The organism is Pseudomonas sp. FP453 (assembly GCF_030687495.1).
Taxonomy (GTDB): domain Bacteria; phylum Pseudomonadota; class Gammaproteobacteria; order Pseudomonadales; family Pseudomonadaceae; genus Aquipseudomonas.
The window spans coordinates 1,100,471-1,127,336 of record NZ_CP117435.1 but is presented as its reverse complement, the minus strand read 5'-3'; the positions used below and the strand labels follow the sequence as shown (position 1 = coordinate 1,127,336).

General features: G+C 62.1%; 21 protein-coding genes and 2 pseudogenes. 16 read left to right on the top strand and 7 right to left on the bottom strand.

The genetic code is table 11. The annotated features are described in order from the left end of the window. Positions 1–4 precede the first annotated feature (4 nt). From PSH87_RS05050 to PSH87_RS05010, 9 genes are all read left to right on the top strand, one after another. Entirely contained in the window at positions 5–1,114 is a 1,110-nt protein-coding gene (locus PSH87_RS05050) for a mannuronate-specific alginate lyase (protein ID WP_017738661.1), read from the top strand. Positions 1,115–1,319: 205 nt separating this feature from the next. Then, positions 1,320–2,744, top strand: coding sequence for an MBOAT family protein (locus PSH87_RS05045; RefSeq protein ID WP_017738662.1), 1,425 nt, complete (start codon positions 1,320–1,322; stop codon positions 2,742–2,744). Positions 2,745–2,754: 10 nt separating this feature from the next. After that, on the top strand, positions 2,755–3,924 hold the full coding sequence (locus PSH87_RS05040; protein WP_305432790.1) for an alginate O-acetyltransferase: 1,170 nt from the start codon (positions 2,755–2,757) through the stop codon (positions 3,922–3,924). A 16-nt stretch (positions 3,925–3,940) separates the two neighbouring features. Then, on the top strand, positions 3,941–4,594 hold the full coding sequence (locus PSH87_RS05035; protein WP_305432789.1) for an alginate O-acetyltransferase AlgF: 654 nt from the start codon (positions 3,941–3,943) through the stop codon (positions 4,592–4,594). A gap of 132 nt (positions 4,595–4,726) precedes the next feature. Beyond that, positions 4,727–6,178, top strand: a complete 1,452-nt coding sequence (locus tag PSH87_RS05030) for a mannose-1-phosphate guanylyltransferase/mannose-6-phosphate isomerase (RefSeq protein ID WP_017738665.1) — start codon at positions 4,727–4,729, stop codon at positions 6,176–6,178. 274 nt (positions 6,179–6,452) lie between these two features. Next, positions 6,453–6,917 (top strand): hypothetical protein, encoded by a 465-nt coding sequence (locus tag PSH87_RS05025; protein WP_017738666.1) that lies wholly within the window; start codon positions 6,453–6,455, stop codon positions 6,915–6,917. A gap of 14 nt (positions 6,918–6,931) precedes the next feature. Next, positions 6,932–7,744 carry an SDR family oxidoreductase gene (locus tag PSH87_RS05020; protein WP_305432788.1) on the top strand — a complete coding sequence of 271 codons (813 nt, stop codon included), beginning with the start codon at positions 6,932–6,934 and terminating at the stop codon, positions 7,742–7,744. Further along, positions 7,744–8,145 (top strand): DUF4440 domain-containing protein, encoded by a 402-nt coding sequence (locus PSH87_RS05015; protein ID WP_305432787.1) that lies wholly within the window; start codon positions 7,744–7,746, stop codon positions 8,143–8,145. Before PSH87_RS05020 ends, PSH87_RS05015 begins: the two co-directional genes overlap by 1 nt. Before the next feature lie 220 nt (positions 8,146–8,365). Then, complete coding sequence (locus tag PSH87_RS05010; RefSeq protein WP_017738670.1) at positions 8,366–9,298, top strand: hypothetical protein; 933 nt, start codon at positions 8,366–8,368, stop codon at positions 9,296–9,298. 572 nt (positions 9,299–9,870) lie between these two features. On the opposite strand, the pseudogene PSH87_RS05005 reads toward PSH87_RS05010, so the two are convergent. The 4 genes and pseudogenes from PSH87_RS05005 to PSH87_RS04990 form a co-directional block, all read right to left on the bottom strand. Beyond that, positions 9,871–10,732: pseudogene (locus PSH87_RS05005) on the bottom strand (efflux RND transporter periplasmic adaptor subunit). Between the two features lie 10 nt (positions 10,733–10,742). Further along, positions 10,743–10,943, bottom strand: a complete 201-nt coding sequence (locus PSH87_RS05000) for a DUF1656 domain-containing protein (RefSeq protein ID WP_017738673.1) — start codon at positions 10,941–10,943, stop codon at positions 10,743–10,745. Beyond that, a complete protein-coding gene (locus tag PSH87_RS04995) occupies positions 10,933–13,110 on the bottom strand; it encodes an FUSC family protein (RefSeq protein ID WP_305432786.1) in 2,178 nt (725 codons plus the stop codon). Before PSH87_RS04995 ends, PSH87_RS05000 begins: the two co-directional genes overlap by 11 nt. A 10-nt stretch (positions 13,111–13,120) precedes the next feature. Further along, entirely contained in the window at positions 13,121–14,632 is a 1,512-nt protein-coding gene (locus tag PSH87_RS04990) for an efflux transporter outer membrane subunit (RefSeq protein WP_305432785.1), read from the bottom strand. Positions 14,633–14,814: 182 nt separating this feature from the next. Here PSH87_RS04990 and PSH87_RS04985 point away from each other — a divergent pair, with 182 nt between their 5' ends. The 5 genes and pseudogenes from PSH87_RS04985 to PSH87_RS04965 all read left to right on the top strand — a co-directional run bounded on the left by PSH87_RS04985 (position 14,815) and on the right by PSH87_RS04965 (position 19,395). Beyond that, positions 14,815–15,783 carry a LysR family transcriptional regulator gene (locus PSH87_RS04985; protein ID WP_017738676.1) on the top strand — a complete coding sequence of 323 codons (969 nt, stop codon included), beginning with the start codon at positions 14,815–14,817 and terminating at the stop codon, positions 15,781–15,783. A gap of 195 nt (positions 15,784–15,978) precedes the next feature. Then, positions 15,979–16,953, top strand: coding sequence for a D-glycerate dehydrogenase (locus PSH87_RS04980; RefSeq protein WP_305432784.1), 975 nt, complete (start codon positions 15,979–15,981; stop codon positions 16,951–16,953). A gap of 208 nt (positions 16,954–17,161) precedes the next feature. After that, positions 17,162–18,064 (top strand): chemotaxis protein CheV, encoded by a 903-nt coding sequence (locus tag PSH87_RS04975; RefSeq protein WP_017738678.1) that lies wholly within the window; start codon positions 17,162–17,164, stop codon positions 18,062–18,064. Beyond that, positions 18,061–18,543, top strand: a pseudogene (locus PSH87_RS04970) (GNAT family N-acetyltransferase). The gene PSH87_RS04975 and the pseudogene PSH87_RS04970 overlap by 4 nt, the downstream one beginning before the upstream one ends. Before the next feature lie 108 nt (positions 18,544–18,651). Then, a complete protein-coding gene (locus tag PSH87_RS04965; protein WP_305432783.1) occupies positions 18,652–19,395 on the top strand; it encodes a YkgJ family cysteine cluster protein in 744 nt (247 codons plus the stop codon). 108 nt (positions 19,396–19,503) lie between these two features. Here the strand turns inward: PSH87_RS04965 and PSH87_RS04960 are convergent, their stop codons facing one another. The 3 genes from PSH87_RS04960 to PSH87_RS04950 all read right to left on the bottom strand — a co-directional run bounded on the left by PSH87_RS04960 (position 19,504) and on the right by PSH87_RS04950 (position 22,381). Then, positions 19,504–21,078 carry a PAS domain-containing methyl-accepting chemotaxis protein gene (locus PSH87_RS04960; protein ID WP_305432782.1) on the bottom strand — a complete coding sequence of 525 codons (1,575 nt, stop codon included), beginning with the start codon at positions 21,076–21,078 and terminating at the stop codon, positions 19,504–19,506. A gap of 108 nt (positions 21,079–21,186) precedes the next feature. Continuing rightward, the gene (locus PSH87_RS04955) at positions 21,187–21,978 is read right to left on the bottom strand and encodes a transporter substrate-binding domain-containing protein (protein WP_305432781.1); all 792 of its coding nucleotides are present in this window, start codon (positions 21,976–21,978) and stop codon (positions 21,187–21,189) included. Between the two features lie 169 nt (positions 21,979–22,147). Next, complete coding sequence (locus tag PSH87_RS04950; RefSeq protein WP_305432780.1) at positions 22,148–22,381, bottom strand: hypothetical protein; 234 nt, start codon at positions 22,379–22,381, stop codon at positions 22,148–22,150. A 214-nt stretch (positions 22,382–22,595) separates the two neighbouring features. On the opposite strand from PSH87_RS04950, the gene PSH87_RS04945 reads away from it, so the two are divergent. Continuing rightward, the gene (locus tag PSH87_RS04945) at positions 22,596–23,765 is read left to right on the top strand and encodes an efflux RND transporter periplasmic adaptor subunit (protein ID WP_032865169.1); all 1,170 of its coding nucleotides are present in this window, start codon (positions 22,596–22,598) and stop codon (positions 23,763–23,765) included. Continuing rightward, positions 23,762–26,857: a multidrug efflux RND transporter permease subunit gene (locus PSH87_RS04940; protein WP_017738685.1), complete on the top strand. Its 3,096-nt coding sequence runs from the start codon at positions 23,762–23,764 to the stop codon at positions 26,855–26,857. The genes PSH87_RS04945 and PSH87_RS04940 overlap by 4 nt, the downstream gene beginning before the upstream one ends. Positions 26,858–26,866: the final 9 nt, after the last annotated feature.

The window sequence follows — 26,866 nt, the reverse complement described above, 5'->3', positions numbered from 1 at the left end:
ACCTATGCAGAAGTTATTGATCCCCACGTTGCTGGGCCTGGCGATCTTCGCCGGCTCAGTCAACGCCGCCGCGCCACTGCGTCCGCCCCAAGGTTATTTCGCCCCGGTGGAAGCGTTCAAGACCGGCGACTTCAAGAATGACTGCGACGCCATGCCGGCGCCGTACACCGGCTCGCTGCAATTTCGCAGCAAGTACGAAGGCTCGGACAAGGCCCGTTCCACGCTGAACGTGCAATCGGAAAAAGCCTTCCGCGACAGCACCGCCGATATCACCAAGCTGGAAAAAGACACCAGCAAACGCGTGATGCAGTTCATGCGCGACGGGCGTCCGGAGCAGCTGGAATGCACCTTGAACTGGCTCACCAGCTGGGCCAAGGCCGATGCGTTGATGTCCAAGGACTTCAACCACACCGGCAAGTCCATGCGCAAATGGGCGCTGGGCAGCATGGCCTCGGCCTATGTGCGCTTGAAGTTTTCCGACTCGCACCCGCTGGCCAACCACCAGCAGGAATCGCAGTTGATCGAGGCGTGGTTCAACAAACTCGCCGACCAAGTGGTCAGCGACTGGGACAACCTGCCGCTGGAAAAAACCAACAATCATTCCTACTGGGCCGCGTGGTCGGTGATGGCAACGTCCATCGCCACCAACCGTCGCGACCTGTTTGATTGGGCGGTGAAGGAATACAAGGTCGGCGTGAACCAGGTCGATGACCAGGGCTTTTTGCCGAATGAATTGAAGCGCCAGCAACGCGCCTTGTCGTACCACAACTACGCCCTGCCGCCGCTGTCGATGATCGCCAGTTTCGCGCTGGTCAACGGTGTGGACCTGCGCCAGGAAAACAACAGCGCGCTCAAGCGCCTGGGTGAAAAAGTGCTGGCCGGGGTGAAAGACCCGGACATCTTCGAGCAGAAGAACGGCAAGGAACAGGACATGAAGGACCTCAAGGAAGACATGAAATATGCCTGGCTTGAACCCTTCTGCAACCTCTACACCTGTGCCCCGGATGTGCTCGAGCGCAAGCACGGCATGCAGCCGTTCAAGACCTTCCGCCTGGGGGGTGACCTGACCAAGGTCTACGACCCGGCGCATGAAAAAGGCAACAAAGGCAGCTGATTACACAGCTCCCGATTGGACTCGGTCCAATGTGGGAGCTGGCTTGCCTGCGATAGCGGTCTGACATTCAGCATTGATGTCGACTGACACACCGTCATCGCAGGCAAGCCAGCTCCCACACTGAATGCGTACACCCCTCCAGATTCGCCGGGGGGGTTTGGGGGGGCTCTGCCCTTGACTGTTGGTTAAACATGGAGAGATCGGGATGGTTTTCTCGTCCAATGTGTTCCTGTTTCTGTTCTTGCCGATCTTCCTCGGCTTGTACTACTTGAGCGGGCAACGCTATCGCAACCTGCTGCTGCTGATTGCCAGCTATGTGTTCTACGCCTGGTGGCGAGTGGACTTCCTGGCGCTGTTCGCCGCCGTCACGCTGTGGAACTACTGGATCGGCCTCAAAGTCGGTGCAGCGGGTGTGCGCACCAAGCCGGCCCAGCGCTGGCTGTTGCTCGGCGTGGCCGTCGACCTGTGCATCCTCGGCTACTTCAAGTACGCCAACTTCGGCGTCGACAGCATCAACCTGATGATGAAGTCGGCGGGCCTGGAGCCGTTTATCCTCACACACGTGCTGTTGCCGATCGGGATCTCGTTCTACATCTTCGAGTCCATCAGCTACATCATCGACGTGTATCGCGGCGACACCCCGGCCACCCGCAATCTCATCGACTTTGCAGCGTTCGTGGCGATCTTCCCGCACCTGATTGCCGGCCCGGTCCTGCGTTTTCGCGACCTGGCCGACCAGTTCAACAACCGCACCCACACCCTCGACAAGTTCTCCGAGGGCTGCACGCGATTCATGCAGGGTTTTATCAAGAAGGTCTTCATTGCCGACACCCTCGCGGTGGTGGCCGACCATTGCTTCGCCCTGCAAAACCCGACCACGGGCGATGCCTGGCTCGGCGCGCTGGCCTACACCGCACAGCTGTACTTCGACTTCTCCGGCTACAGCGACATGGCCATCGGTTTGGGCCTGATGATGGGTTTCCGCTTCATGGAAAACTTCAAGCAGCCGTACATCAGCCAGTCGATCACCGAGTTCTGGCGGCGCTGGCACATCAGCCTGTCCACCTGGCTGCGTGACTACCTGTACATCACGTTGGGCGGCAACCGTAAAGGCACGCTGACCACCTACCGCAACCTGTTCCTGACCATGCTCCTCGGTGGCCTGTGGCACGGCGCGAACATCACCTACATCCTCTGGGGTGCCTGGCACGGCATGTGGCTGGCGATTGAAAAAGCCATCGGCCTGAACACCTCGCCGCGCAGCTTCAACCCGGTGCGTTGGGCGTTCACCTTCCTGCTGGTGGTGGTCGGCTGGGTGATCTTCCGTGCCGAGAACCTGCACGTCGCCGGCCGCATGTATGGCGCGATGTTCAGCTTCAACGAGTGGTCGCTGTCGGAACTCAACCGCGCCAGCCTCACCGGCCTGCAAGTGGCGACCCTGGTGGTGGCGTACGCAACCCTGGCGTTCTTCGGCCTGCGGGACTTCTACCGCGACCATCCGGCCACGCCGAACCCGGCGCGCACCGTTCCGGGCTACGCCATGCGGGCCTGTGTGCTGCTGCTGTTCGCGGCGTCGATCCTGAAACTGTCGGCGCAGAGTTTCTCGCCGTTCCTTTACTTCCAATTCTGAGGGAGCCGACATGACCCGTTCATTCCGCGTGCTCTATATCGCCCTGTTCCTGGCCATGCTGTTGCTGCTGGGGCTGTGGTCGACCCGCAGTTTCCTGGGCTTCAGCACCAACGCCGACGCGACGGTGCTTAACGGTCGCTGGACCAAGGCCGTCGAGACCCACTACGACGACGAGTTCCCGATCAAGCGCATCGGCACCAACCTCTGGGCGGCGCTGGACTACAAGCTGTTCAACGAAGGCCGCCCCGGCGTGGTGCTGGGCCGCGATCACTGGTTGTACAGCGACGAAGAGTTCAACCCCATCGTCAACGAAGACCAGAACCTGCAAGGCAACTACGCGCTGGTCGAAGGCGTGCGCCAGAAGCTCAAGGCCCAAGGCATCCAGTTGGTCATGGCGATTGTGCCGGCCAAGGTGCGCCTGTACCCGGAGCATGTCGGTGACGTGAAACCGGCGAGCATCCACGCCAACCTGTACCAGGACTTCCACGCCCGCGTCGCCGCCGACAAGATCCCGGCCCCCGACCTGCTCGGCCCGCTGCAACAGGCCAAGCTGGCTGGCAAGCAAGTGTTCCTGCGCACCGACACCCACTGGACGCCGGACGGTGCCGAGATCGCGGCCAAGCAGTTGGCCAAGGGCATTGCCGAGAAAACCCCGCTGAGCGGCGAGCCACAGCGCTTTGTCACCGAGGCCGAAACCACCGCACCGCATAAAGGCGACCTGCGTCTGTTCCTGCCCCTGGACCCGCTGTTCGAAAACCTGATGCCCCCCAAAGAACCGCTGGAAAAACGCGTCACCCACCTGGCCGAAACCGGTGGCGACGACGCGCTGTTCAGCAACAGCGAAACCCCGGTGGCGCTGGTGGGCACCAGCTACAGCGCCAACCCCAACTGGAACTTCGTCGGCGCGCTCAAGCAAGCCCTGCACAGCGACGTCATCAACTATTCGGAAGACGGCCACGGCCCGATCCTGCCGATGCTCAGCTACCTGAAAAGCGACGACTTCAAGAACAACCCACCGCAAGTGCTGATCTGGGAATTTCCTGAACGTTATCTGCCTGTGAACAACGAAATCGGTGATGCCGACCCGACGTGGGTTGCGCAACTTAAACAAGCCGGTTCGCGCCAACAGAACATGGCTTTGAACACTAAATCCGAGACGCCCGACCGGGCGCAAAACTGAAAGAGAGGTAACTCACATGACTTTCACTACAACTCCTCGTCGTCTCGCTAAAACCCTGGCGCTCGCCGCCGGCCTGAGCGTGGTTTCCCTGTCGGCCTTTGCCGGTGATGCGGCCTTGTACGGTCCTGTTGCACCGAAAGGTTCCAGCTTCGTGCGGGTCTACAACGCCTCGAACCAGGAAGTCAGCGCGACGGTTGGCAGCACCAACCTGAGCGAAGTCGCGCCGCTGGCCAGCAGCGACTTCAGCTTTATGCCGGGCGGTGACTACAGCGCCAAGATCGGCAGCCAGACCGTGCCGGTCAAACTCGCGTCCGACCACTACTACACCCTGGTCAACAGCGGCAGCGGCCAGCCACAACTGATCGAAGAACCGCCGTTCAAGAACAAGCAGAAATCCCTGGTGCGTGTGCAAAACCTGAGTGACAAGGCCCTGACCTTGAAGACCGCCGATGGCAAGACCGATGTGGTCAAGTCGGTGGCCGCCAAGGGCCGTGGCGAGCGTGAAATCAACCCGGTGAAAGTGAGCCTGGCGTTGTATGACGGTGACAAGAAAGTCGGTGATGTGAAGCCGGTTGCACTTGAGCGCGGAGAAGCAGCAGTGCTTTACGTCACCGGTTCTGGGTCGAGCATCTCGCCAGTCTGGGTGAAACGCCCGGTATCGACCCGCTAATCAATTTTTCGAACTGACCTCAAGCCCGGCTCCCACAGGGACCGAGCAGGTCAGTTAGGACCGAGACAAAAACAAGAGTGAAACGACAAACCTTCGTAGCTCTGACCCAAATCGATTCAAGGAGAAACACCCATGATCCCAGTAATCCTTTCCGGTGGTAGCGGCTCACGTCTTTGGCCGCTTTCCCGCAAACAGTTTCCCAAACAGTTCCTGGCCCTGACCGGCGAGCACACGCTGTTCCAGCAAACCCTGGAGCGCCTGGTGTTCGAGGGCATGGACTCGCCGATTGTGGTCTGCAACAAGGACCACCGTTTCATCGTCAACGAACAACTGAGCAACCGCAAACTCGACTGCCAGCGCATCCTGATGGAACCGTTCGGCCGCAACACCGCGCCGGCCGTGGCCCTGACCGCGATGATGCTGGTCAACGAAGGCCGCGATGAGCTGATGCTGGTGCTGCCCGCCGACCACGTGATCGACGACCAGAAAGCCCTGCAACGTGCGCTGGCCCTGGCCACCGTGGCCGCCGAGCGCGGTGAGATGGTGCTGTTCGGCGTGCCGGCGACCCGCCCGGAAACCGGTTACGGCTATATCAAGTCGACCGCCGACTCGCTGCTGCCCGAGGGCGTGAGCCGCGTCGAGCAGTTCGTCGAAAAACCCAATGAAAAACGTGCGGTCGAGTTCGTCAAAAGCGGCGGTTATTTCTGGAACAGCGGCATGTTCCTGTTCCGCGCCAGCCGCTTCCTCGAAGAGCTGAAAAAGCACGACCCGGACATCTACGACACTTGCCTGCTGACCCTTGAGCGCAGCGAGCAGGACGCCGACACCGTGTCCTTCGACGAAGCCACCTTCGCCTGCTGCCCGGACAACTCCATCGACTACGCCGTAATGGAAAAAACCCAGCGCGCCTGCGTGGTACCGCTGAGCGCCGGTTGGAGCGACGTGGGTTGCTGGGCCTCGCTGTGGGCGGTCAACGATAAAGACGCCAACGGCAACGTGACCAAGGGCGACGTGGTGATCCAGGACAGCAAGAACTGCATGATCCACGGCAACGGCAAGCTGGTGTCGGTGATCGGCCTGGAAAACATCGTGGTGGTGGAAACCAAGGATGCGATGATGATTGCCCACAAGGACAAGGTCCAGGGCGTCAAGCAGATGGTCAACACCCTCAACGAACAGGGGCGCAGCGAGACCCAGAACCACTGCGAAGTCTATCGTCCGTGGGGCTCCTACGACTCGGTGGACATGGGCGGGCGGTTCCAGGTCAAGCACATCTCGGTCAAGCCGGGCGCGTGCCTGTCGCTGCAAATGCACCACCACCGGGCCGAGCACTGGATCGTGGTCAGCGGCACGGCCGAAGTGACCTGCGACGAGAACGTGTTCCTGCTGTGCGAGAACCAGTCGACCTACATCCCGATTGCCTCGGTGCACCGCCTGCGCAACCCGGGCAAGATCCCGTTGGAGATCATCGAAGTGCAATCGGGCAGCTACCTGGGCGAGGACGATATCGAGCGCTTTGAGGATATCTACGGGCGTTCGACGCCGGTGGAGCGTGGCGTGTCGGTGAAAACCATCGCGCAGTAATACCGCCGTACAAAAAGCCCTCGCCCAGCCCATTGCGTCCCCTATCCGCAGTGGGTTGGGTGGGGGCTTTTTCTTTGGGCGTTGTGGTGATGCCAAAGGCCTCATCGCAGGCAAGCCAGCTCCCACAGTCAACCGCGTACATCCTTTGGAATGCAGTCGAATGTGGGAGCTGGCTTGCCTGCGATGGCGCCCGCCCAAGCAACACTTGTCTCAAGCCACCCAATCCCACCTACGCTTAAGTTAGGATGCTCGTTCCCTATTCGAGGTGGTCTCCATGTTCTTCGGCGTTCTCCTGATCATCACCTGGCTGATCCTGCTGCTGCGCTACCCCGCCAAGGCCTTGCCGGTGTCCCTCGCCGCGGCTGTCGGCCTGGGTTTCGTCGCCATCTGGGTCGTCTGGCTGGACAACCGCGAAGCCTCGCAACTGGCACGCCTGGAACTGCGCATCACCTACGCGCCCGAGGAATGCCCGGCCGACCGCCCACTGAAACTGATCCTCAACAACGGCAACGACGTGCCCCTCACCGAACTGCGCTGGCGCGTCGCCGCCTATGCGCCAGGCGACACCGTCAACCTGGCCGACAACGTCTACGCCGCCCCGCGCTACCGCGGCCCCGGCGAGTTGCAGGCCGGCGCGACCTGGGACGATTGCCTGCCCGCCCCACCGCTGCGCCCCGGTTATCGCCCGCAAACCCTGGAATTTCGTGCCGAGCACCTGCAAGGCAGTTTCTCGGACTGACAAAGGACTGATCCATGCCCAACGTACTTATCACCGGCTGCTCCAGCGGCATCGGCCGCGCCCTGGCTGACGCCTTCAAGGCCGCCGGCTACAGCGTGTGGGCCAGCGCCCGCCGCCCGGAGGATGTCGCCGCCCTTGCCGCTGCGGGCTTCAATGCGGTCGAGCTGGACGTCAACGACAGCGCCGCCCTGCAGCACCTGGCTGAACAGCTGGGCGAGCTGGATGTGCTGGTCAACAACGCCGGTTACGGCGCCATGGGCCCGTTGCTCGATGGCGGCACCGAGGCCATGCAGCGCCAGTTCGAGACCAATGTGTTTTCCATCGTCGGCGTGACCCAGGCGCTGTTCCCGGCCCTGCGCCGCAGCAAGGGCCTGGTGGTGAACATCGGCAGTGTTTCTGGCGTATTGGTCACGCCATTTGCCGGTGCCTACTGCGCGTCGAAAGCCGCCGTGCATGCCCTGAGCGATGCCCTGCGCATGGAACTGGCACCGTTTGGCATTCGCGTGATGGAAGTACAGCCGGGGGCCATCGACACAAGCTTCGCGAAAAACGCCGGCGCCCAGGCCGAGCTGTTGATCAACGAACAATCCCCCTGGTGGCCGCTGCGCGAAGGCATCCGCGCGCGCTCCCAGGCTTCACAAAACAACCCGACGCCGGCCAGCCGGTTTGCCGCGCAGGTGCTCAAGGGCGTGCAACAACCCGCGCCACCGCGCCTACTGCGTGCAGGGAATGGCAGCCGCGCGTTGCCGATGATGGCGGCGCTGCTGCCCAAAGGTTTATTGGAGAGCGTCTTGAAGAAGCGCTTTGGCTTGGAACGGAGTTTGTAATGATCGACTACAGCGATTTTTTTGAAGAAGTGATCCAGACCCACGTCGAGATCGAACAATGGTTCGCCGGCGTCGCGCCGGAAGGCACCTTGCACAGCCTGCTCGCGCGCTTCTCCCCGGAGTTCAGCATGGTTGCCCCGGCCACCGGCACGCGCGTCAATGCGGCCGGGGTCAACGCGTTGTTCACGCGCCTGGGCGGGATGCGGCCGGGGTTGAAGATCACCTTGAGTGAAATGGCCGGGATTGACCGGCATGCACGCGGGGCAACGGTGACTTACCGTGAGCATCAGGTCGATGACAGCGGCACCCAGACCGATCGCCGCGCCACCGTCGTGTTCGAGAAACAGGCCAGCGGCGCGCTGCTGTGGCGCCATCTGCACGAGACCTTCATCAAGGCCTGATGCGGTTAAACATGTGGGAGCTGGCTTGCCTGCGATAGCGGTGGGTCAGCTGCTAATGCTTCGACTGATAGTCCGCTATCGCAGGCAAGCCAGCTCCCACAGGTTAGTTTTGTGTTTGGTCCATAGGGCCAGGTACTACAAGAAACAGCGAACGGCCTGACATCATTTCAAGGAACCAATCCTCAGGCTCTTTCACCTCTGTCTACCCACAGGTGAAAGGATGCCAAGGGATTTCCTGCAAAGCGGCGTGCCAACCGCGCACACCACCACGCGCCAGCGCCTGACCAGTCTGCTGGACCTGCCAAAACTCTATCAAACCATAGACGCCGACCCGGCCATCGTCGGGGCTGGGGTGGTGCATATCGGCAGTGATTATCAGGTGACGGTGCTGAGGGAGTTTGTACCGCTGTGCAGTGTCAGGCCCAAGCGCGTGATTTTGCGGGAAACAGTAGAGCAGGCAGTTACTACTGAAGACTATGCACAGCAGGTGGCAAGTTCACCTCGTGAGTCTCAGCTGTGGCGTGAGGCATCGGGAATGGCCCTTTCCTGCGGCGGGGCAGTGATTAGTTTCGTTGTCGCAAAGGCAGGCATAGCCGCAGCGCCGTTTAGTGGCGGCGCAAGCCTCGCCTTGACCTATGTGTCATACGCAGGCCTGGCCGCCAGCGGCGCACAGTGCTTTAACGGTGTATGGAGGACCCGTAACGAGTTAACTGACCCTGCCAAGAACGATTACTACGACACCCTGGCTTGGTATCAAGCAATGACCGTTGCTCTGGATGGTATTTCATTGGTCGGCGCAGGGGCCTCCACCGTTGCAACGGTCAGAACCGTGATGGCTATCAAACGTTCGACCGGGCGCGAGATGACGGACATATTGAGACCCATGAGCCGTCAAGAACGCGCCAAATTAACGGACGAAGTTCTTCGGCTGAGCAATCCCCGCCATCCCCGCGAAATAATTCGCCTGAAGCAGTTGGCTGGACAATTGCCCAGACGCTACAGCAACCCCGAGTTACGACTGCGCATAATCACGCAAATAAGGGATCAAGTTAGCGCGACTTTAGCTATCACAGGCAGCGTACTTTTCGGAAATATCAACGCGTTAGTTATCGCACTGTACGAGGAGTTCGACGACCATGAATTTCGGTATTGATCCCGTTCGGGAATATCTAATTTGGCGTCGTTATGCCTACCGTTTTTTACCCTCATTTGGAGGGGCGATGCTGCTTAGCCTAAGCAGTATCGCAATCAAACACGTCGACAAGTCTTTCGTATTACGCACAAATTTTAGGCCTGCCGGATGAAACCGCTTTCGGAACCGGAATGGTGCTGTGCCTGATTTATAACGTAGGCCAAATTGGTCTATGTGAAGGATTCCGGCATGCGCCTCGAATACTCATCCTCGTAGCAATCGCAAACCTCCTGCTCTCGGTAGCCTATCTTGGCAATTACTCTCCGACGCTGCTCAACTTGTCTGCGTTGCTGACATCCCTGCTCTACATCTTGGTTCTAAACTCCAAAAACCACCGTCGCTACACCAGCATGCTGAGGGTCAAGCGTCGACGAAAAACCAGAGCCGCCGAGTCGCTCATTCACTGAAATGACTGACTCATTATGGCGAGGGAGCTTGCTCCCGCTGGGGTGCGAAGCGCCCCAAAACCCGAAAGCCGGCGACTGCTGCGCAGCCGGCCGGGAGCAAGCTCCCTCGCCACACAAGCGCCACAGTTAGTACTGTGTTTGGTTCACGATAACGGTGCAGGTAAATACCGGCAGCCAACAGCACCCCTTCCGGCACTTCATCAATATGAATCCGCACCGGCACCCGCTGCGCCAACCGCACCCAGTTGAACGTCGGGTTCACATCCGCGACCAACTCGCGGCTCTCGGGGTTGTCGCGGTCGTAGATGCCCCGCGAGATGCTTTCCACATGGCCCTTCAAGGTTTCGCCGCTCATGAGCTGCATGTCGGCTTTATCGCCCACCTTCACATGGGGCAGCTTGGTTTCTTCAAAGAAGCCGTAGACCCAGAAGGAATTCATATCCACCACGGCCATCTTCGCCTCGCCGATGCGCGCATAGTCGCCGCGATGCACATTGAGGTTGGTGACGTAACCGTCCACCGCCGCCAGCACCTGGGTGCGCTTGAGGTTCAGTTCAGCCGCTTCCAGTTGCGCCAGCGCGTGCTGGTAATCGGCCAGGGCCGAGTCGGCGATGTTGCTGGCGTCGTCGCGGTTTTCCTTGGAGATCACCAGGGCGTCGAGGTCGGCGCGGCGGTGGGCGTTGACCTTGCGCATTTCCCAGGTGGCTTTGCGTGACGCCACCAGCGACTGCGCCTGTTTGACGGCGATGCGGTAGTGCTCGGGGTCGATCTGCATCAGCAGGTCGCCCTTCTTCACCAACTGGTTGTCGCGCACCGGCACGTCCACCACTTCGCCGGTGACGTCGGCGGCGACGTTGATGATGTCGGCGCGCACGCGGCCGTCGCGGGTCCACGGGGTTTGCATGTAGTGCACCCACAACGTGCGGCCAATCCACATCGCCAAGGCCAGTACCAGCAAGGTCGCAAGCAGGCTGAAAAACTTTTTCATCAGGGCATTCTCAACGGTAGACGGTCAGCGCCAGGGCGCCGAACAGGCAAACGAACAGGCTCAGGCGCAGCAACGCCGGGTGCCAGAAAAAACGGTACAGGTCGAACCCGGCCAGGAAGCGGTCCAGGGCCCAGGCCAGGACGGCCGCGATCAGGAACATCAGGGTCATGGTCGGCATGTAGATACCGTGGAACGCGATTTCACGCGGCATGCGCGGCTCCTTTCAAGGCAGCGAGGGGCGATTGCGGGTCCAGCAGCGAGGTGCGGATAAAGTGCAGGTAGCTTTTCACCCGGCGCAGGGCCGAGGTGTCGAAGTGCGGGGCGAAGGGTTCGTCGGTGGCCTGCACGCGGCTGATCGCATGGTCCACGGCGATCAGGTTGCGCTCCAGGTTGCTCGCGCTCGGTTGCAAAAACAGGCGCACCAGCGAGCGGCCCATCACGCGGATCGCCTGGCGCCATGGCTGTGATTCGGCGTAGGCCGGGTGCACCGGCAAAATCGCCTGTTCCTTGCGCAACTCGATGATCGCGTGGCCGACTTCCAGCACCACGAACATCCAGCGCAGCAGGTCGCGCTGCACTTGCGGCTGGCCGACGGCGAGGCCGTAGGCCTGGTGCAGCAGGTCACGGGTGCGGCTTTCGAAACTCGACGCCAGGCCCTTGAGCTTGCCGCTGATGGCATACACCACTTGCTCGCGCAGGTCCTGCTCCAGGCGGCGCCACAGCCAGCGGCTGTTGGGCGGCAGGATGATCGCCCCCGCCGCCGCGCAGACGAGCATGCCGATGATCATCGCGATGTAGTCGTTGATAAAGGTGTAGGGGTTGTAGACCGTGAGGTTGTCCGGCACCGAGCCGGTGCTGAAGAAGATCAGCAGGCCGACGCCCACCCCGGCGTATTGCGGACGTGAGGCGAGGAAGGCGCCAAGGATGATCACCGGTGCGAGCATCACGCACAGCAGCGGGAAGCCGTCGATCCAGGGGAACACGAAGAACATTTCGACAAAGCCCACCAGCGCACCGATCAAGGTGCCGCAGGCCATCTGGAACGCCATGCGCTTGGGGTTGGGCGTGGCGGCGGACAGGCCGACCGTGGCCGCAGCGATCAGGGTCATGGTCGCGCCGCTCGGCCAGGCGGTGGCCACCCAGTAGCTGCCGAGCACGACCAGGATGAACGACGCGCGAATCCCCGAGGCGGCGCAGGCCAGCCAGTTGGTTTTTGGCGTGAACGCTTCGTGCCAATCTTCCCGTTCATGACTGTGGTCGGCCAGGGACGCGTGGGTCAGCGCGTAGTTGTGCAGGTCGTCGACGAAGCGGTAAAGCAGCTCGTAGGCCGTATGGAAATCCAGCTGCTCGGCCTCGGTGGGCTCGCCTTCCTGGAATGCCGCCCGCAGGCTGCGCACCTTGGCGGGCAAGTCGTCCTTGTAGGCGGCGAGTTGCGCCACCAACCGAGCCGCATCCGGGCTGGTGAGGGCGCGGCCGGAGAAACCGTCGAGCACTTCGGCAAGGTCGTGCAGGCCCGGCTTGATCGCCGCGACCACGTGATCGGCCGCATCCGTGCGCAGCCGTTCGAGCAACTGGTGCAAGGCGTTGAAGCGCGTGGTGATGCTCATGAATTCGCTGTTGAGGCGACTGAGCCGACCGTTGCGCCGACGCATGTGCGGGTCTTCAAACACGGTGAGGCTGCGCAGCCCTTCCAGGCCCACGGCTTCGGCGATAAAGCGCACGTTGCTGGCCTCGAACCCGTCCCGCTGGCTGCGCCCACGCAAACCATCGGTGACAAACAGCGCGAACACGCCGAAGCGCTGGTACAAGGCGTTGCGCATGGCGGCGCTGGAGGTCTGCGGCAGGATCGCGGCGCTGACCAAGGTGGAGCACAGAATCCCCAGGGAGATTTCCAGCACCCGCCACACCGCCGCCATGAAGGCGCCGTCCGGGTGTGCCAGCGCGGGTAATCCCACCATCGCCGCGGTGTAGCCGGCCAACACAAAACCATAGGCGCGAAAGTTGCGGTTGCGGGTCGCGCCCGCCGTGCAGACGCCCACCCAGATCGCCAAGGCGCCGAGGAACAACTCGGTGTTCTGCGCAAACAAGGCGATCAACAACACCATCACCGCCGACCCTGCCAGGGTGCCGAGGAAGCGATAGAAGCTCTTGGCAAACACCTGGCCGCTCTGTGGTTGCATCACGATAAACACGGTGATCATCGCGGTGCGCGGTTGCGGCAGTTCCAGGCGCATGGCCAGCCACAGCGTGAGGAACGCGGCGATCAGCACCTTGAAGATATACACCCAGGTCACGCCGTCGCTGCGTGCCCAGTCGAAGAAACCGCGGCGCCACTCAAGGGCGTGCAACCAGCGCAGCGGTGCAGGCAAGGGAGTCATTCAATCCTACTCAGTGATCAAACACGGCGAGGGCCGCCGGGGTCTTGCTCGGGAGGGTCTTGGCATCCTCGGGCACATCGTCGCCGGCACCGAGGCCGCCACCCAAGGCAGTGACCAGTTCGGCATGGGCCGTCAGGCGCGCGGCCTGGACTTGTTGCGCGATCTGCTGCTGGTGAAACAGCAAGGTCTGCGCGTTGAGCACATTGAGGTAATCGGTAAGGCCGCGCTGGTAGGCGATCATCGCGATGTCGTAGGTTTTCTGCGCCGAGGCCACCGATTGCGCGGCGAAGCCTTGTTGCTTGTCCATGGACTCGCGGCGGATCAATTGGTCGCTGATGCCCTTGAGTGCATTGACCAGGGTCTGGTTGTACCGGGCCACGGCGATGTCGTAGCCCGCGCTGGCTTCGCCCAACTCGGCACGCAAACGCCCGCCATCGAAGATCGGCAAGGTGATCGCCGGGCCGACGTTGTAGTTGAATTTCTTGCCGGCGAGAAACTCCAGCATGCCGCCGCCGGTGGCCATGTAGCCGAGGCTACCGACCAGGTCGACGTTGGGGTAAAAGCCGGCGTGGGCCACATCAATGCCACGGGCCTGGGCCGCGACCTGCCAGCGACTGGCGACCACGTCCGGCCGCTGGCCGAGCAATTGCGCGGGCAGGCTCGATGGCAGTTTCAGCGGCGCGGCCAGGGCCAGGCTCGGCCGCTGCAACTGCGCGCCCTCCCCCGGGCCTTTGCCCGCCAAGGCCGCGAGCTGGTTGCGGCTCAGGGCGATTTCTTCGTCGAGGGCGTCCAGTTGGCGATGGGTTTCCGGCAACGGGGTTTCGGCCTGGCTGACGTCGAAGTGCGTGCCGATCCCGGCATCCAGGCGTTTGTTGGCCAGGTCCAGGATCTGCTGTTGCTGGGCCAGGGTGGCCGCAACGATGTCGCGGTTGGCGTAGTGCAACGACAGCTGGATATAGGCGCGGACCACGTTGTTTTGCAGTTCGAGCTGGGCCTGGCGGGCTTCGGCAGCACTCATGTGGGCCAGGTCCACGGCGCGTTCGCTGGTGTTGCTTTCGCGGCCCCACAGGTCGAGGGCATAGCTCAGGCCCAGGGATGAATTGTTGTCCCAGGTGTTGGCACCGCTCAACTCGCCGGGGCCGTAGAACTGATCCTTCGGCCAGTTGTGGCGCTTGAGGGTGGTGTCGCTGTTGATCTGCAACGACTCGGCCGATTCGGCAATCCCGGCCATGGCCCGTGCTTCACGCACACGCGCGGCGGCCATGGCCATGCTCGGGCTGTTGTGCGTGGCGAGGGCCACCCAATGGTTGAGTTGCGGGTCGCCGTAGGCTTGCCACCATTGGGCGGTGGGCCAATGGGCGTCCTGGGCGGCGCTCTGGATCGCTTCGTCGGTGGCCAGGGTATTGGCGCTGAGGGCCTGGCCTTGGGGGGCAATTCCTCCGGTTCCGATGCAGCCGCTGATTGCTAACGATAAAGCCCAAACACTGAGAGTCTTCAGCTCTCTGCTGATGCGACGCGGCACGGCGAACGAATTCCTGAGGTGGTGTTGCGGGGTAGGTGGCGCAATTCTAGGCGGCGGCATGAAGGACGATAAGCTGGCATTCCTGTGAATCTTTGTTACCGTTCAAGCGATAATCCGTTGGTAGGGATCACTGGACGGCGTAACTTTCTGTCACAATTTGCTATCTCCCTTGAGAACACCCCATGGACACTTTGCAAAACATGCGCGCGTTCAGTTGCGTGGCCGAAGCCGGCAGCTTCACCGCCGCCGCCGCGCAACTGGACACCACCACAGCCAACGTCTCGCGCGCGGTCTCGAACCTTGAGGCCCACCTGCAAACCCGCTTGCTCAACCGCACCACCCGCCGCATCGCGCTGACCGAAGCCGGTAAACGCTATTTGCTGCGCTGCGAACAGATCCTGGCCTACGTCGAAGAAGCTGAAGCCGAAGCCAGCGACGCCCACGCGCGCCCCGCCGGGCAGTTGAAAGTGCACACCATGACCGGCATCGGCCAGCACTTCGTGATTGACGCCATCGCCCGCTACCGCCGCACCCACCCGGACGTGACCTTCGACCTGACCCTGGCCAACCGCGTGCCGGACCTGCTCGACGAGGGCTACGACGTGTCCATCGTGCTGGCCAGCGAGCTGCCGGACTCGGGTTTCGTCTCCCAACGCCTGGGCATCACCTACAGCATCGCCTGCGCCTCGCCGGATTACGTCAAGGCCAAGGGCTGCGCGCAACGCCCCACTGACTTGCTCAACCACGCCTGCCTGCGCCTGGTCAGCCCGGTGATCCAGCTGGACAAGTGGACCTTCAACGGCCCCGAAGGCCAGGAAAGCGTGGCCATCAACAGCTCGCCGTTCCTGGTCAACTCGGCCGACGCGATGAAAACCGCGATCACCAGCGGCATGGGTGTCGGCCTGTTGCCGGTGTATGCCGCGATTGAAGGCCTGCGCAACGGCACCCTGGTGCGGGTGATGCCGACGTACCGCTCGCAGGAGCTGAACCTGTACGCCATCTACCCGTCACGCCAGTACCTGGATGCGAAGATCAAGACGTGGGTGGAATACCTGCGCGGGTCGTTGCCGGAGATTCTCGCGGCGCATCAGGCGGAGTTGGCGGCGTATGAATTGAGCGGAAGCGTTGGCGGCGTACGCCTGGCGAACTGATTCCTGCCAGCCACCCGAGATCAACTGTGGGAGCTGGCTTGCCTGCGATAGCGGTGTATCAGGCAAACCGCTATCGCAGGCAAGCCAGCTCCCACAGGGGTCCGCTGCTCACTTTAGCTGGGTGGTGTCCTGACAAGTCTGGGCAGGAATGTTAGCGTGCTTGGCATTCTCCCGTAGTCGATGAGCCCGCCTGCAATGAAAAAGACTGTCCTCGCCTTCAGCCGCATCACCCCGCCCATGATCGAACGCCTGCAAGAGGATTTCGAGGTGATCGCGCCCAACCCCAAGCTGGGTGATATCAACGCGCAGTTCAATGAAGCCCTGCCCCACGCCCATGGCCTGATCGGCGTGGGCCGCAAGCTGGGCCGCGAGCAGTTGCAAGGCGCGAGAGAGCTGGAAGTGGTGTCCAGTGTGTCGGTGGGCTACGACAACTACGACGTGCCCTACTTCACTGAGCGCGGGATCATGCTCACCAACACCCCTGACGTGCTCACCGAAAGCACCGCCGACCTGGCGTTCGCCCTGCTGATGAGCAGCGCCCGCCGCGTCGCCGAACTCGACGCCTGGACCAAGGCCGGCCAGTGGAAAGCCAGCGTCGGCGCGCCGTTGTTCGGTTGTGATGTACACGGCAAGACCCTGGGCATCGTCGGCATGGGCAATATCGGCGCGGCCGTGGCCCGCCGCGGGCGCCTGGGGTTCAACATGCCGATCCTCTACAGCGGCAACAGCCGCAAGCCGGCGCTGGAACAGGAGCTGGGCGCACAGTTCCGCAGCCTCGACCAATTGCTCGCCGAAGCAGACTTTGTGTGCCTGGTGGTGCCATTGAGCGACAAGACCCGCCACCTGATCAGCACCCGCGAGCTGGGCCTGATGAAATCCAGCGCGATCCTGATCAACATCTCCCGTGGCCCGGTGGTGGATGAACCGGCGCTGATCGAAGCGCTGCAAACCCAGCGGATTCGCGGGGCGGGGCTGGATGTGTATGAGCAGGAGCCGTTGGCGGAGTCGCCGCTGTTCCAGCTGAGCAATGCGGTGACCTTGCCGCATATCGGCTCGGCGACCCATGAAACCCGTGAGGCCATGGCCAATCGTGCCCTGGAGAACCTGCGCAGTGCCCTACTGGGCCAGCGTCCACAGGATCTGGTGAACCCGCAAGTCTGGAAGGGCTGAAATCTCACCACGGTGGGCTGGTGCTTCTGTGGGAGCTGGCTTGCCTGCGATGCAGGCGACTCGGTCTTACAGTTGCACCGAGGTGATGCCATCGCAGGCAAGCCAGCTCCCACATTAGACCGAGTCCGACACAAAACCCGGTTAAAGCCTGGCGTCCTCAAGTCGATAACCTTCCATAGATGTCATCCCTGATCCACAGAAGGTTTTTATGTCCACCACCAAAGCCCGCGCAGATTCACTCTCGCTTCTGCTCTTTACCTTGCGCAGTGGCAAGCTGATGGCGATCAACCTGCTGAAAGTCAGCGAAATCATCCCCTGCCCGCCGCTGACCAAGCTGCCGGAGTCGCACCCCCACGTCAAAGGCATCGCCATTCTGCGCGGTGCTTCGCTGTCGGTGATCGACCTCAGCCGTGCCCTCGGCGAAATGCCCCTGCAGGACCCGAACGGTGGCTGCCTGATCGTCACCGATGTGAGCCGTTCCAAGCAGGGCCTGCATGTGCAGGCGGTGAGCAAGATCGTGCATTGCCTGACCACCGACATCCGCCCGCCGCCCTATGGCTCTGGCGGCAACCGCGCGTTTATCACCGGGGTGACCGAGGTGGAAGGCGCCCTGGTGCAGGTGCTGGATATCGAGAAAGTCATCCACGGCATCGCCCCGGCGCCGATCGAAGCCGCGCCGACCGACCTGACCATGGAAGAAGCCGAAGTGCTGGGCAATGCGCGCATTCTGGTGGTGGACGACAGCCAGGTGGCGTTGCAGCAATCGGTGCATACCTTGCGCAACCTCGGCCTCACCTGCCACACCGCGCGCAGCGCCAAGGAAGCCATCGACGTGCTGCTGGAGCTGCAAGGCACGGCCGAGCAGATCAACGTGGTGGTGTCGGATATCGAGATGTCCGAGATGGACGGCTATGCCCTCACCCGCACCCTGCGCGAAACCCCGGACTTCAAGGACCTCTACGTGCTGCTGCACACCTCCCTGGACAGCGCGATGAACAGCGAAAAGGCCCGCCTGGCCGGTGCCGATTCGGTGCTGACGAAATTCTCGTCGCCCGAGTTGACCAAGTGCCTGGTGGTGGCCGCGCAAACGGTGGCGCAAAAAGGCCTGTGAGCGAATACTTCCAACTGCTGCGCCGCGATCTCACCGCCAGCCTGCCCGCGCCGCAATGGCCGGCGGGCACGCAGTTGGATCATTACCGCGACGAGCTGGCCCCGGCCATTCATGCGGTGTTGCGCATGACCCAGGACCAGGGCGGCGGCCGCGTGCCAAGCCTGGAGGAATGGCGCCAGTAGTTCGTCAGCGATGCCGAGTTCGACCCCACGCTGTGCCTGGTCGCCAGCAACGCCGAGGGTATTCTTGGCGTGGCGCAATGCTGGACCAGCGCCTTTATCAAGAACCTCTCCGTACACCCATGCGCCCAGGGCCAGGGGCTGGGCCGCGCGTTGTTGCTGCACAGCTTCCAGGTGTTCAAGCAGCGCGGCGAACCCTATGTGGACCTCAAGGTGCTGGAGAGCAACCTGCGCGCACGCAAGCTCTACGAAAGTGCAGACATGAAGTTTGTATTACGTGATGCAGTCGCAGAAGACTGACAGGCACTGGCGCACAACTTGCTTCCAGAGTGGCAATACGGTGAACAGAGGTAAAAACCCGTCACCGTTCAAGCGAGCCCTCTGACCTAGCCTGGTGACAGATCCGCCATGAACACCCACTTTTCCTGCGTCGGTTGCGGCAAGTGCTGCACCGACCACCACGTCCCCCTGACCCTCGACGAAGCCCGCATGTGGGCGGCGGACGGCGGCAATGTCATCGTTCTGGTAGAAGGTTTCCTGGCCAACGGCCTGGGCCTGCCCGTGCAACAACGCGAGCATGCCGAGCGCCGTTCGGTGGTGGTGCCCAGCGGCAACATCGAGGCGTTTGTGGCAATCACCTTTGCCGCCTACAACGCCGGGCGCTGCCGGAATCTTGACGAAGACAACCTGTGTCGCATCTACGAGCGGCGGCCGTTGGTGTGCCGGATCTATCCGATGGAAATCAACCCGCACATTCCCTTGAACCCTGGCGCCAAGGACTGCCCGCCCGAATCGTGGGAACAAGGCCCGGCGTTGATCGTCGGCGGCGAGCTGGCAGACCCGCAGCTGGCGGCGTTGATCAACCGCTCACGCCAGGCCGACCGCGACGACGTGCAGACCAAGGAAACCGTGTGTGCCTTGCTGGGTATCCGGACCACGGCGCTCAAGGGCGACGGGTTTACCGCGTACCTGCCGGACATGGGGGCATTTGCCCAGGCGATTGAATTGGCGGTCGAGCGGCCGTCGGTAGCCAATGAGTGGGTGTTTCATGTGTCTGGGGTGGATATTGCCGGACAGCTGTTGGACGCGGGGGCACAGATTGCCACTGAGGTGCCGGCGAATTATGCGTTTATTTCGTTGAGGGCGGCGTAGGCAATACCGGCCTCATCGCGGGCAAGCCCGCTCCCACAGTTGGAATGCGATTCCCTGTGGGAGCGGGCTTGCCCGCGATGAGGCCCGCCCATTCACTACACATCCCAGCTAGTGCCGCTTCCCCCAAAACTCCTGCGCCAACTGCCGCAAATCCTCCGCCAACGCCGCCACATCCCCGGAACTGAGCTGGCTCTGCTGCCCCGCACTGACAGTGGCCTCCCCGGCATTGCGAATGCCGACGATGTTGCGATTGATGTCTTCACTCACCGCGCTCTGTTCCTCCACCGCCGCCGCAATCTGCTGGCTCATGGCGGTGATCTGGCCAACACGCTGGCTGATCCCGTCCAGGGCCGCTGCCGCCCGCTGCGCCTGCTCGACACTGGCATCGACATGCTCGCTGCTTTGCGCCATGGCCTGCACCGCATCCCGTGCGCCACCTTGCAGGGTGCTGATCATGCGCTGGATTTCGTTGGTCGATTGCTGGGTGCGTTGCGCCAGGCCGCGCACTTCATCGGCGACCACGGCAAAACCACGGCCCTGCTCACCCGCCCGCGCCGCTTCGATGGCGGCGTTGAGGGCCAGCAGGTTGGTTTGTTCGGCAATGGTGCGGATCACCTCCAGCACACCGCTGATTTCCCCGCTGTGGCTTTCCAGTTGATGAATCACCTCGGTCGCCCGGGCCAGTTCCCGGGACAGGCGCAATACCGCGTCGCGACTTTCATCCACCCGCAGGTGGCCCTCACGGGTTTCATTGCCTGCCTGGTCCGCCGCCTTTGAAGCCTCGACGGCATGGTTGGCCACCTCGGCCACACTCGCCGCCATCTGGTGGATCGCCGCCGCGACCTGGTCGGTCTGGGTCTGCTGGCCCAGGCTGCTGGTGTGGCTGCTGCCCAAATGCTCGACCAGTTGCGCCGCATGCCCAGACAAACGTTGGGACGCGTCGCCGATCCGCCCGACCACTGCGCCCGCTTGGGCTTCGAGCATGTGCAGGGCGAATTCGATCTGTCCGCATTCATCCTCGCGCCCGGTGTAGATCGCCTGGCTCAAGGGGTTGTCGGCGATAGCGCGCGCGCGTTGATCCAATTGTGCCAAGGGCCGCAGGATGGCTTTGACCCCCACCGCGCCGACCGCGCAGCCGGCCACCAACGCCAGCAGTTGCCAGGCCAGCGAATAGGTGGCCAAGCCCAGCCCCAGGGCCCAGGTCACGCTGCTGGTGGTGGCCACCCAGGCCGTTAACTTTACCCCCAGGCCGAGCCTCGGCAAGCGCCGGCGCTTGCCCGCCCGCAGCCGCGCGTAGGCACGTTCTGCTGCTGCCACCCTGCGCGCATCGGGCTTGGTGCGCACCGATTGATACTCCACCGTCACGCCATCACGGGTCACCGGCGTGGCGTAGGCGCTGACCCAATAGTGGTCACCGTTCTTGCAGCGGTTTTTCACCATGCCCATCCATGAGCGCCCGCTTTTCAAGGTTTTCCACATATGCGCGAATGCAGCGGCCGGCATGTCGGGATGCCGCAGGAGGTTATGCGGCGTGCCGATCAGTTCCTCACGGCGGTAGCCGCTGACGTTGATAAAGTCCTCGTTGGCGTAGGTAATCGCGCTGGTCAGGTCGGTGGTCGAGAGGATATTGGCGTCAGGGGCAAAGTCCACACTTCGACCGGTGACCGGCAGATTGATTTTCATGGATAAGCGCGCTCGTGATTATTGAAGGAGTCGGCAGGGCGACCGACTCTAAGCGCACGGAGGGGGCAAATACTGATCCAGCGCATGTTCTGCGCAATTAGTTCGCCATCATTGTATGGCAGGAGGGCTGATATCCAGGCGATAGGGCTGGATGATCCGCTGGTACTCGCCGTTGTGCATCAGTTGCTCGAGGGCGCGATTGAGGTCGGTACGCAACGTCATATCGGACTTGCGCACCGCTATCGCCACGCCGTTGCCCAACAGCTGCGCCGAGACTTCGGGGCCGAGAAAGTCGAAATCCTCGCCATCGGCGGTGTCGAGCAGGGCCTCGCGGATTTCCACGGTGCCTTGCAACGTTGCATCTATCTCGCCTGCCACCAGGCTACGCACCAGTTCGTCGTTGAGCCAGAAACTCTTGACGATCACCCCCGCAGGCGCCCACTTCGACAGGGCAAAGGCCTCGCGATTACTCTTCAGCAACACCCCGACACGCTTGCCTTTGAGTGACTGCTTGGTCGGCAGCAAGCCGGATGCCTTGCGCGCCACCAGACGCGTGGTGAATGGATAGAGGTCTTCGGTAAAACTGACCCAGCGGCGCCGTCTGGACGTAGCGGCCATGCCCATGATCGCGTCGAACCGCCGGGCTTCAAGTGCCGGAAAATTCTCCATCAGGACCTGATCGACCCAGATGCAACGCACATTGAGCTGCTGGCACAACGCGTTGCCCAAGTCGATGTTCAACCCCACCATCTGCCCTTGCGGGTCACGGCTTTGGAAAGGAGGGAACTGCGCGACGACGGCGAAGCGGATTTCGTGCCGTGCCGGTTCATATGCTGCAACACTGGCGGACACAACCCACAACAGCAAGCCGAGGGAAACGCGTAGGGAGATGGGTGCCATGCGGAATATCCTTTTCCAGAAAGACCAGCGTCAACCGCCTCCAGCCCCCACTGGAACAGTGGGGCGAAGCAAGTGGCGTGAAAGCTTTCAAAAAAAGGACATGAACCCACAATCAGAAAAGTCAGCGCTCGCTGTAGGCATTAGCAACCACAGCACGTGATCTTTACTCTTAGCGTTTACCCATGGAGCGGCGAGTGCCAGGGGGTGCCATGCCTGGGGACTTGGTATGGCCGTTCTTCGCACCGTTTTTGTACCAAGGCTGGGCAGCATTCTTGGCCCCTGCGAGTTCGCCCGGTATAAACGGAAACTTGAATGCCGGAATCTCGGCTTTTTCAACGCCGTCGGCGCTGGTCGAATCGACGAGGTCAGCCGTCTCGGCGGGGGATTGTGTCGGGGAAGTCATGAGCGCTCCGAAGCATGCAGAAAATGTTGCGGACCCCAATTGCGAGCCACAGTGGTAGGAAGTATACCTGCGCGCCTCTGATCTTTGACCAGCGTCGTACGAATGGTCAGGAGCTAACTGTCGTGGCTGTCAGATAGCGGTCACTTTACTGACCGGGTCTGCAGGCTATAAATACCCTCCCTTCTCTCCATCCCCGGTACTGGCGCCTTACAGCATGAACATCATCAGAAGAAAAACTGTCGTGATCGTGGGAGTCCTCGTGGTGCTGGTTGTCGCAGCCTGGGCACTGACCCGACCGGCCAAGACCAGGCTGGTGGCCTCCGTCGCCGTGCCGGTACGGGTGATGAAAGTCGTGGAACAGGATTTGCCACGCTACGTCACGGGCCTGGGTTCGGTGCTGTCGCTGCACAGTGTGGTGATCCGCCCGCAGATCGACGGCATCCTCACGCAATTGCTGGTCAAGGAAGGTCAATGGGTGAAGGTGGGCGACCTGCTGGCGACTATCGACGACCGCTCGATCCGCGCCAGCCTCGACCAGGCGCGCGCGCAACTGGGGCAAAGCCAGGCGCAGCTGCAAGTGGCGCTGGTCAATCTCAAGCGCTACAAGGATCTGAGCGTCGATGACGGCGTGTCCAAGCAGACCTACGACCAGCAGCAAGCGCTGGTGAACCAATTGAAGGCGACGGTGCAAGGCAATCAGGCCGCAATCGATTCGGCTCAGGTACAACTCTCCTACACCCAGATACGCTCACCTGTCACGGGTCGCGTCGGTATTCGCACCGTCGATGAAGGTAATTTCCTGCGGATGAGCGATGCCCAAGGGCTGTTCTCGGTCACCCAGATCGACCCGATTGCCATCGAATTTTCCCTGCCGCAGCAGATGCTGCCGACACTGCAGGGCCTGATTGCCGCCAGCTACCCGGCCTTCGTCGGCGCCTACCTGGGCGCCAATACCGACGGTGAAAACAGCGAACTGCTCGGCCAGGGCCGACTGAGCCTGATCGACAACCAGATCAACAGTACCACCGGCACCATTCGCGCCAAGGCCGAGTTCCGCAATAGCACGCAAACACTCTGGCCAGGCCAATTGGTGACCGTCAAGATCCAGACCGCCCTCGACCGCAATGCCCTCGCCGTGCCGCCAAGCGTGGTGCAACGCGGCCTGGACTCGCACTTCGTGTACCGCGTCAACGACGCCAAGGTAGAAATCGTGCCGGTGCAGGTGGTGTACCAAGACAGCGACCGCACGATCCTCAAGGGCATCCAGGTCGGTGATGTGCTGGTCAGCGATGGCCAGTCGCGGCTCAAGGCTGGCGTCCAGGTCGAGATCCTCAAGGAGCCATCCCACGTGATCCAGACCGCTGACGCCAAGGTGCTGCCATGACGTCGCGGGGCTCTATCTCCGCCTGGTGCATCGATCGCCCGGTCGCCACCCTGTTGCTGACCTTCGCCATGGTGCTGCTCGGGCTGATCGCCTTCCCGAAACTGCCCATCGCCCCACTGCCGCAAGCGGAATTCCCTACGATCCAGGTCTCCGCGCAATTGCCCGGCGCCAGCCCGGACACCATGGCGTCATCGGTGGCCACCCCGCTGGAAGTGCAATTCAGCGCCATCCCCGGCATGTCCCAGATGACGTCCAGCAGTGCCCTTGGCACGAGCGTGTTGACCCTGCAATTCACCCTCGACAAAAGCATCGACACCGCCGCGCAGGAAGTACAGGCGGCGATCAACACCGCCTCCGGCAAGTTGCCCAGTGACATGCCAAGCCTGCCGACCTGGAGAAAGGTCAACCCGGCCGACAGCCCGGTGCTGGTCATCAGTATCAATTCCCACGACTTGCCGGGCACCCAGCTGAGCGACCTGGTCGAAACCCTGCTGGCCCGGCAAATCAGCCAGATCGACGGTGTTGGCCAAATCAATATCACCGGCCAGCAACGCCCGGCGATCCGTGTGCAGGCCTCGCCGGACAGGCTGGCAGCCATCGGCCTGACCCTGGCCGATATCCGCCTGGCGATCCAGCAGTCGAGCCTGAACCTGGCCAAAGGCGCGCTGTACGGCGCAAACAGCGTGTCCACCCTTTCGACCAACGATCAGCTGTTTCATGCCGAGGAATACGGTGACCTGATCATCACCTACAAGAACGGCGCCCCCGTGCAATTGCGCGACGTGGCCAAGGTGGTCGAAGCCTCGGAAAACGCCTACGTGCAGGCGTGGGCTGGCGATGTACCCGGTGTCAACCTGGTGATTACCCGCCAGCCCGGCGCGAACATCGTCGAGACCGTTGAACGGATCCAGGCCGAACTGCCTCGCCTGCAAGCGATGCTGCCGGCGTCGGTCGAGCTGAGCGTCCTGATCGACCGTACCACCACCATCCGTGCCTCCCTGCACGAAGTTGAACTGACCCTGCTGATCGCCGTACTGCTGGTGATCGGGGTCATGGCGATTTTCCTGCGCCAGTGGTCGGCGACGCTGATTGTGTCGAGCGTGCTGGGGGTGTCGCTGATCGCCAGCTTCGCCCTGATGTACGTGATGGGATTCAGCCTCAACAACCTCACCCTGGTGGCCATTGTGATCGCCGTGGGGTTTGTGGTGGACGATGCGATTGTGGTGGTGGAGAACATCCATCGTCACCTTGAGGCCGGACTGGACAAGCGCGACGCGGCAATCAAGGGTGCCAGCGAGATCGGCTTTACCGTGGTGTCCATCAGCGTATCCCTGGTGGCGGCGTTCATTCCGCTGTTGTTCATGGGCGGCGTCGTCGGGCGGCTGTTCAAGGAATTTGCGTTGACGGCCACCTCGACCATCCTCATTTCCGTGGTGGTCTCCCTGACACTTGCCCCCACCTTGGCGGCGCTGTTCATGAAAGCGCCGGCCCATCGCCCCCAGGAAAAACCCGGTTTTGGCGAGCGCCTGCTGGCGGGCTATGAAAAGTACCTGCGCAAGGCCCTCGCCCATCAGCGCACCATGCTTGGCATCTTCGGGCTGACGCTGGGCATGGCTGTCGCCGGGTACGTATTGATCCCCAAGGGCTTTTTCCCACTGCAGGACACCGGCTTTATCCTGGGTACCAGCGAAGCCGCTGCGGACGTGTCGTATCCGGACATGGTCGCCAAACACAAGGCCCTCGCGGAAATCCTCAAGGCCGATCCGGCGATCCAGGCCTTCTCCCACGCGGTGGGGGTGACCGGCAGCAACCAGACCATCGCCAATGGCCGTTTCTGGATTTCCCTCAAGGATCGTGGTGACCGCGACGTCTCCGCCAGCGAGTTCATCGACCGCATTCGGCCAAAGCTTGCCAGGGTACCGGGGATTGTCCTGTACCTGCGCGCCGGCCAGGACATCAACCTCAGTTCCGGCCCCAGCCGCAGCCAGTACCAGTACGTGCTCAAAAGCAACGACGGGGCCACGTTGAACACCTGGACCCAGCGCCTCACCGAGAAACTCCGTGGCATCCCGGCCTTTCGTGATGTCTCCAACGACCTGCAACTGGGCGGCAGCATCACCCACATCAGCATCGACCGCCGCGCCGCCGCGCGTTTCGGCCTGACGGCCACCGATATCGACCAGGCACTGTACGACGCCTTCGGCCAACGCCAGGTCAATGAGTTCCAGACCGAGATCAACCAGTACCAGGTGGTGCTGGAACTGGACACCCAGCAACGCGGCCGGGCCGAAAGCCTGAACTACTTCTATCTGCGCTCGCCGCTGACCAATGAAATGGTGCCGCTGTCAGCTGTGGCCACGGTGGATGCGCCGACGGTCGGGCCACTGTCCATCAGCCATGACGGCATGTTCCCGGCGGCCAACCTGTCGTTCAACCTGGCGCCCGGCGTGGCATTGGGGGATGCGGTGATCCTGCTCAACCAGGCGAAGAACGAGATCGGCATGCCCGCCTCGATCATCGGCAACTTCCAGGGTGCGGCACAGGCGTTCCAGAGCTCGCTGGCCAGCCAGCCGTGGCTGATCCTGGCAGCGCTGGTGGCGGTCTACATCATCCTCGGCGTGCTGTACGAAAGCTTTGTGCACCCGTTGACCATTATCTCGACGCTGCCCTCGGCGGGCCTGGGGGCGCTGGTCATGTTGTGGCTGCTGGGCCAGGACTTTTCGATCATGGCCCTGATCGGCCTGGTGCTGCTGATCGGCATCGTCAAGAAAAACGGCATCCTGCTGATCGACTTCGCCCTGGAGGCCCAGCGCACGCGCGGGTTATCGCCACAGGACGCGATCTTCGAAGCCTGCATTACACGCTTTCGTCCCATCATCATGACGACCCTGGCCGCCCTGCTCGGCGCCTTGCCGCTGATGCTAGGCTACGGCGCCGGTGCCGAGCTGCGCCAGCCCCTGGGTATCGCGGTGGTCGGCGGCCTGCTGGTGAGCCAGGCGCTGACGCTGTTTACCACTCCGGTCATATACTTGTACCTCGAGAAGCTCTTCCACAGGCCCAAACCAGCGCTTGAGCTGGCGACCACACATTAAGGCCTAGGC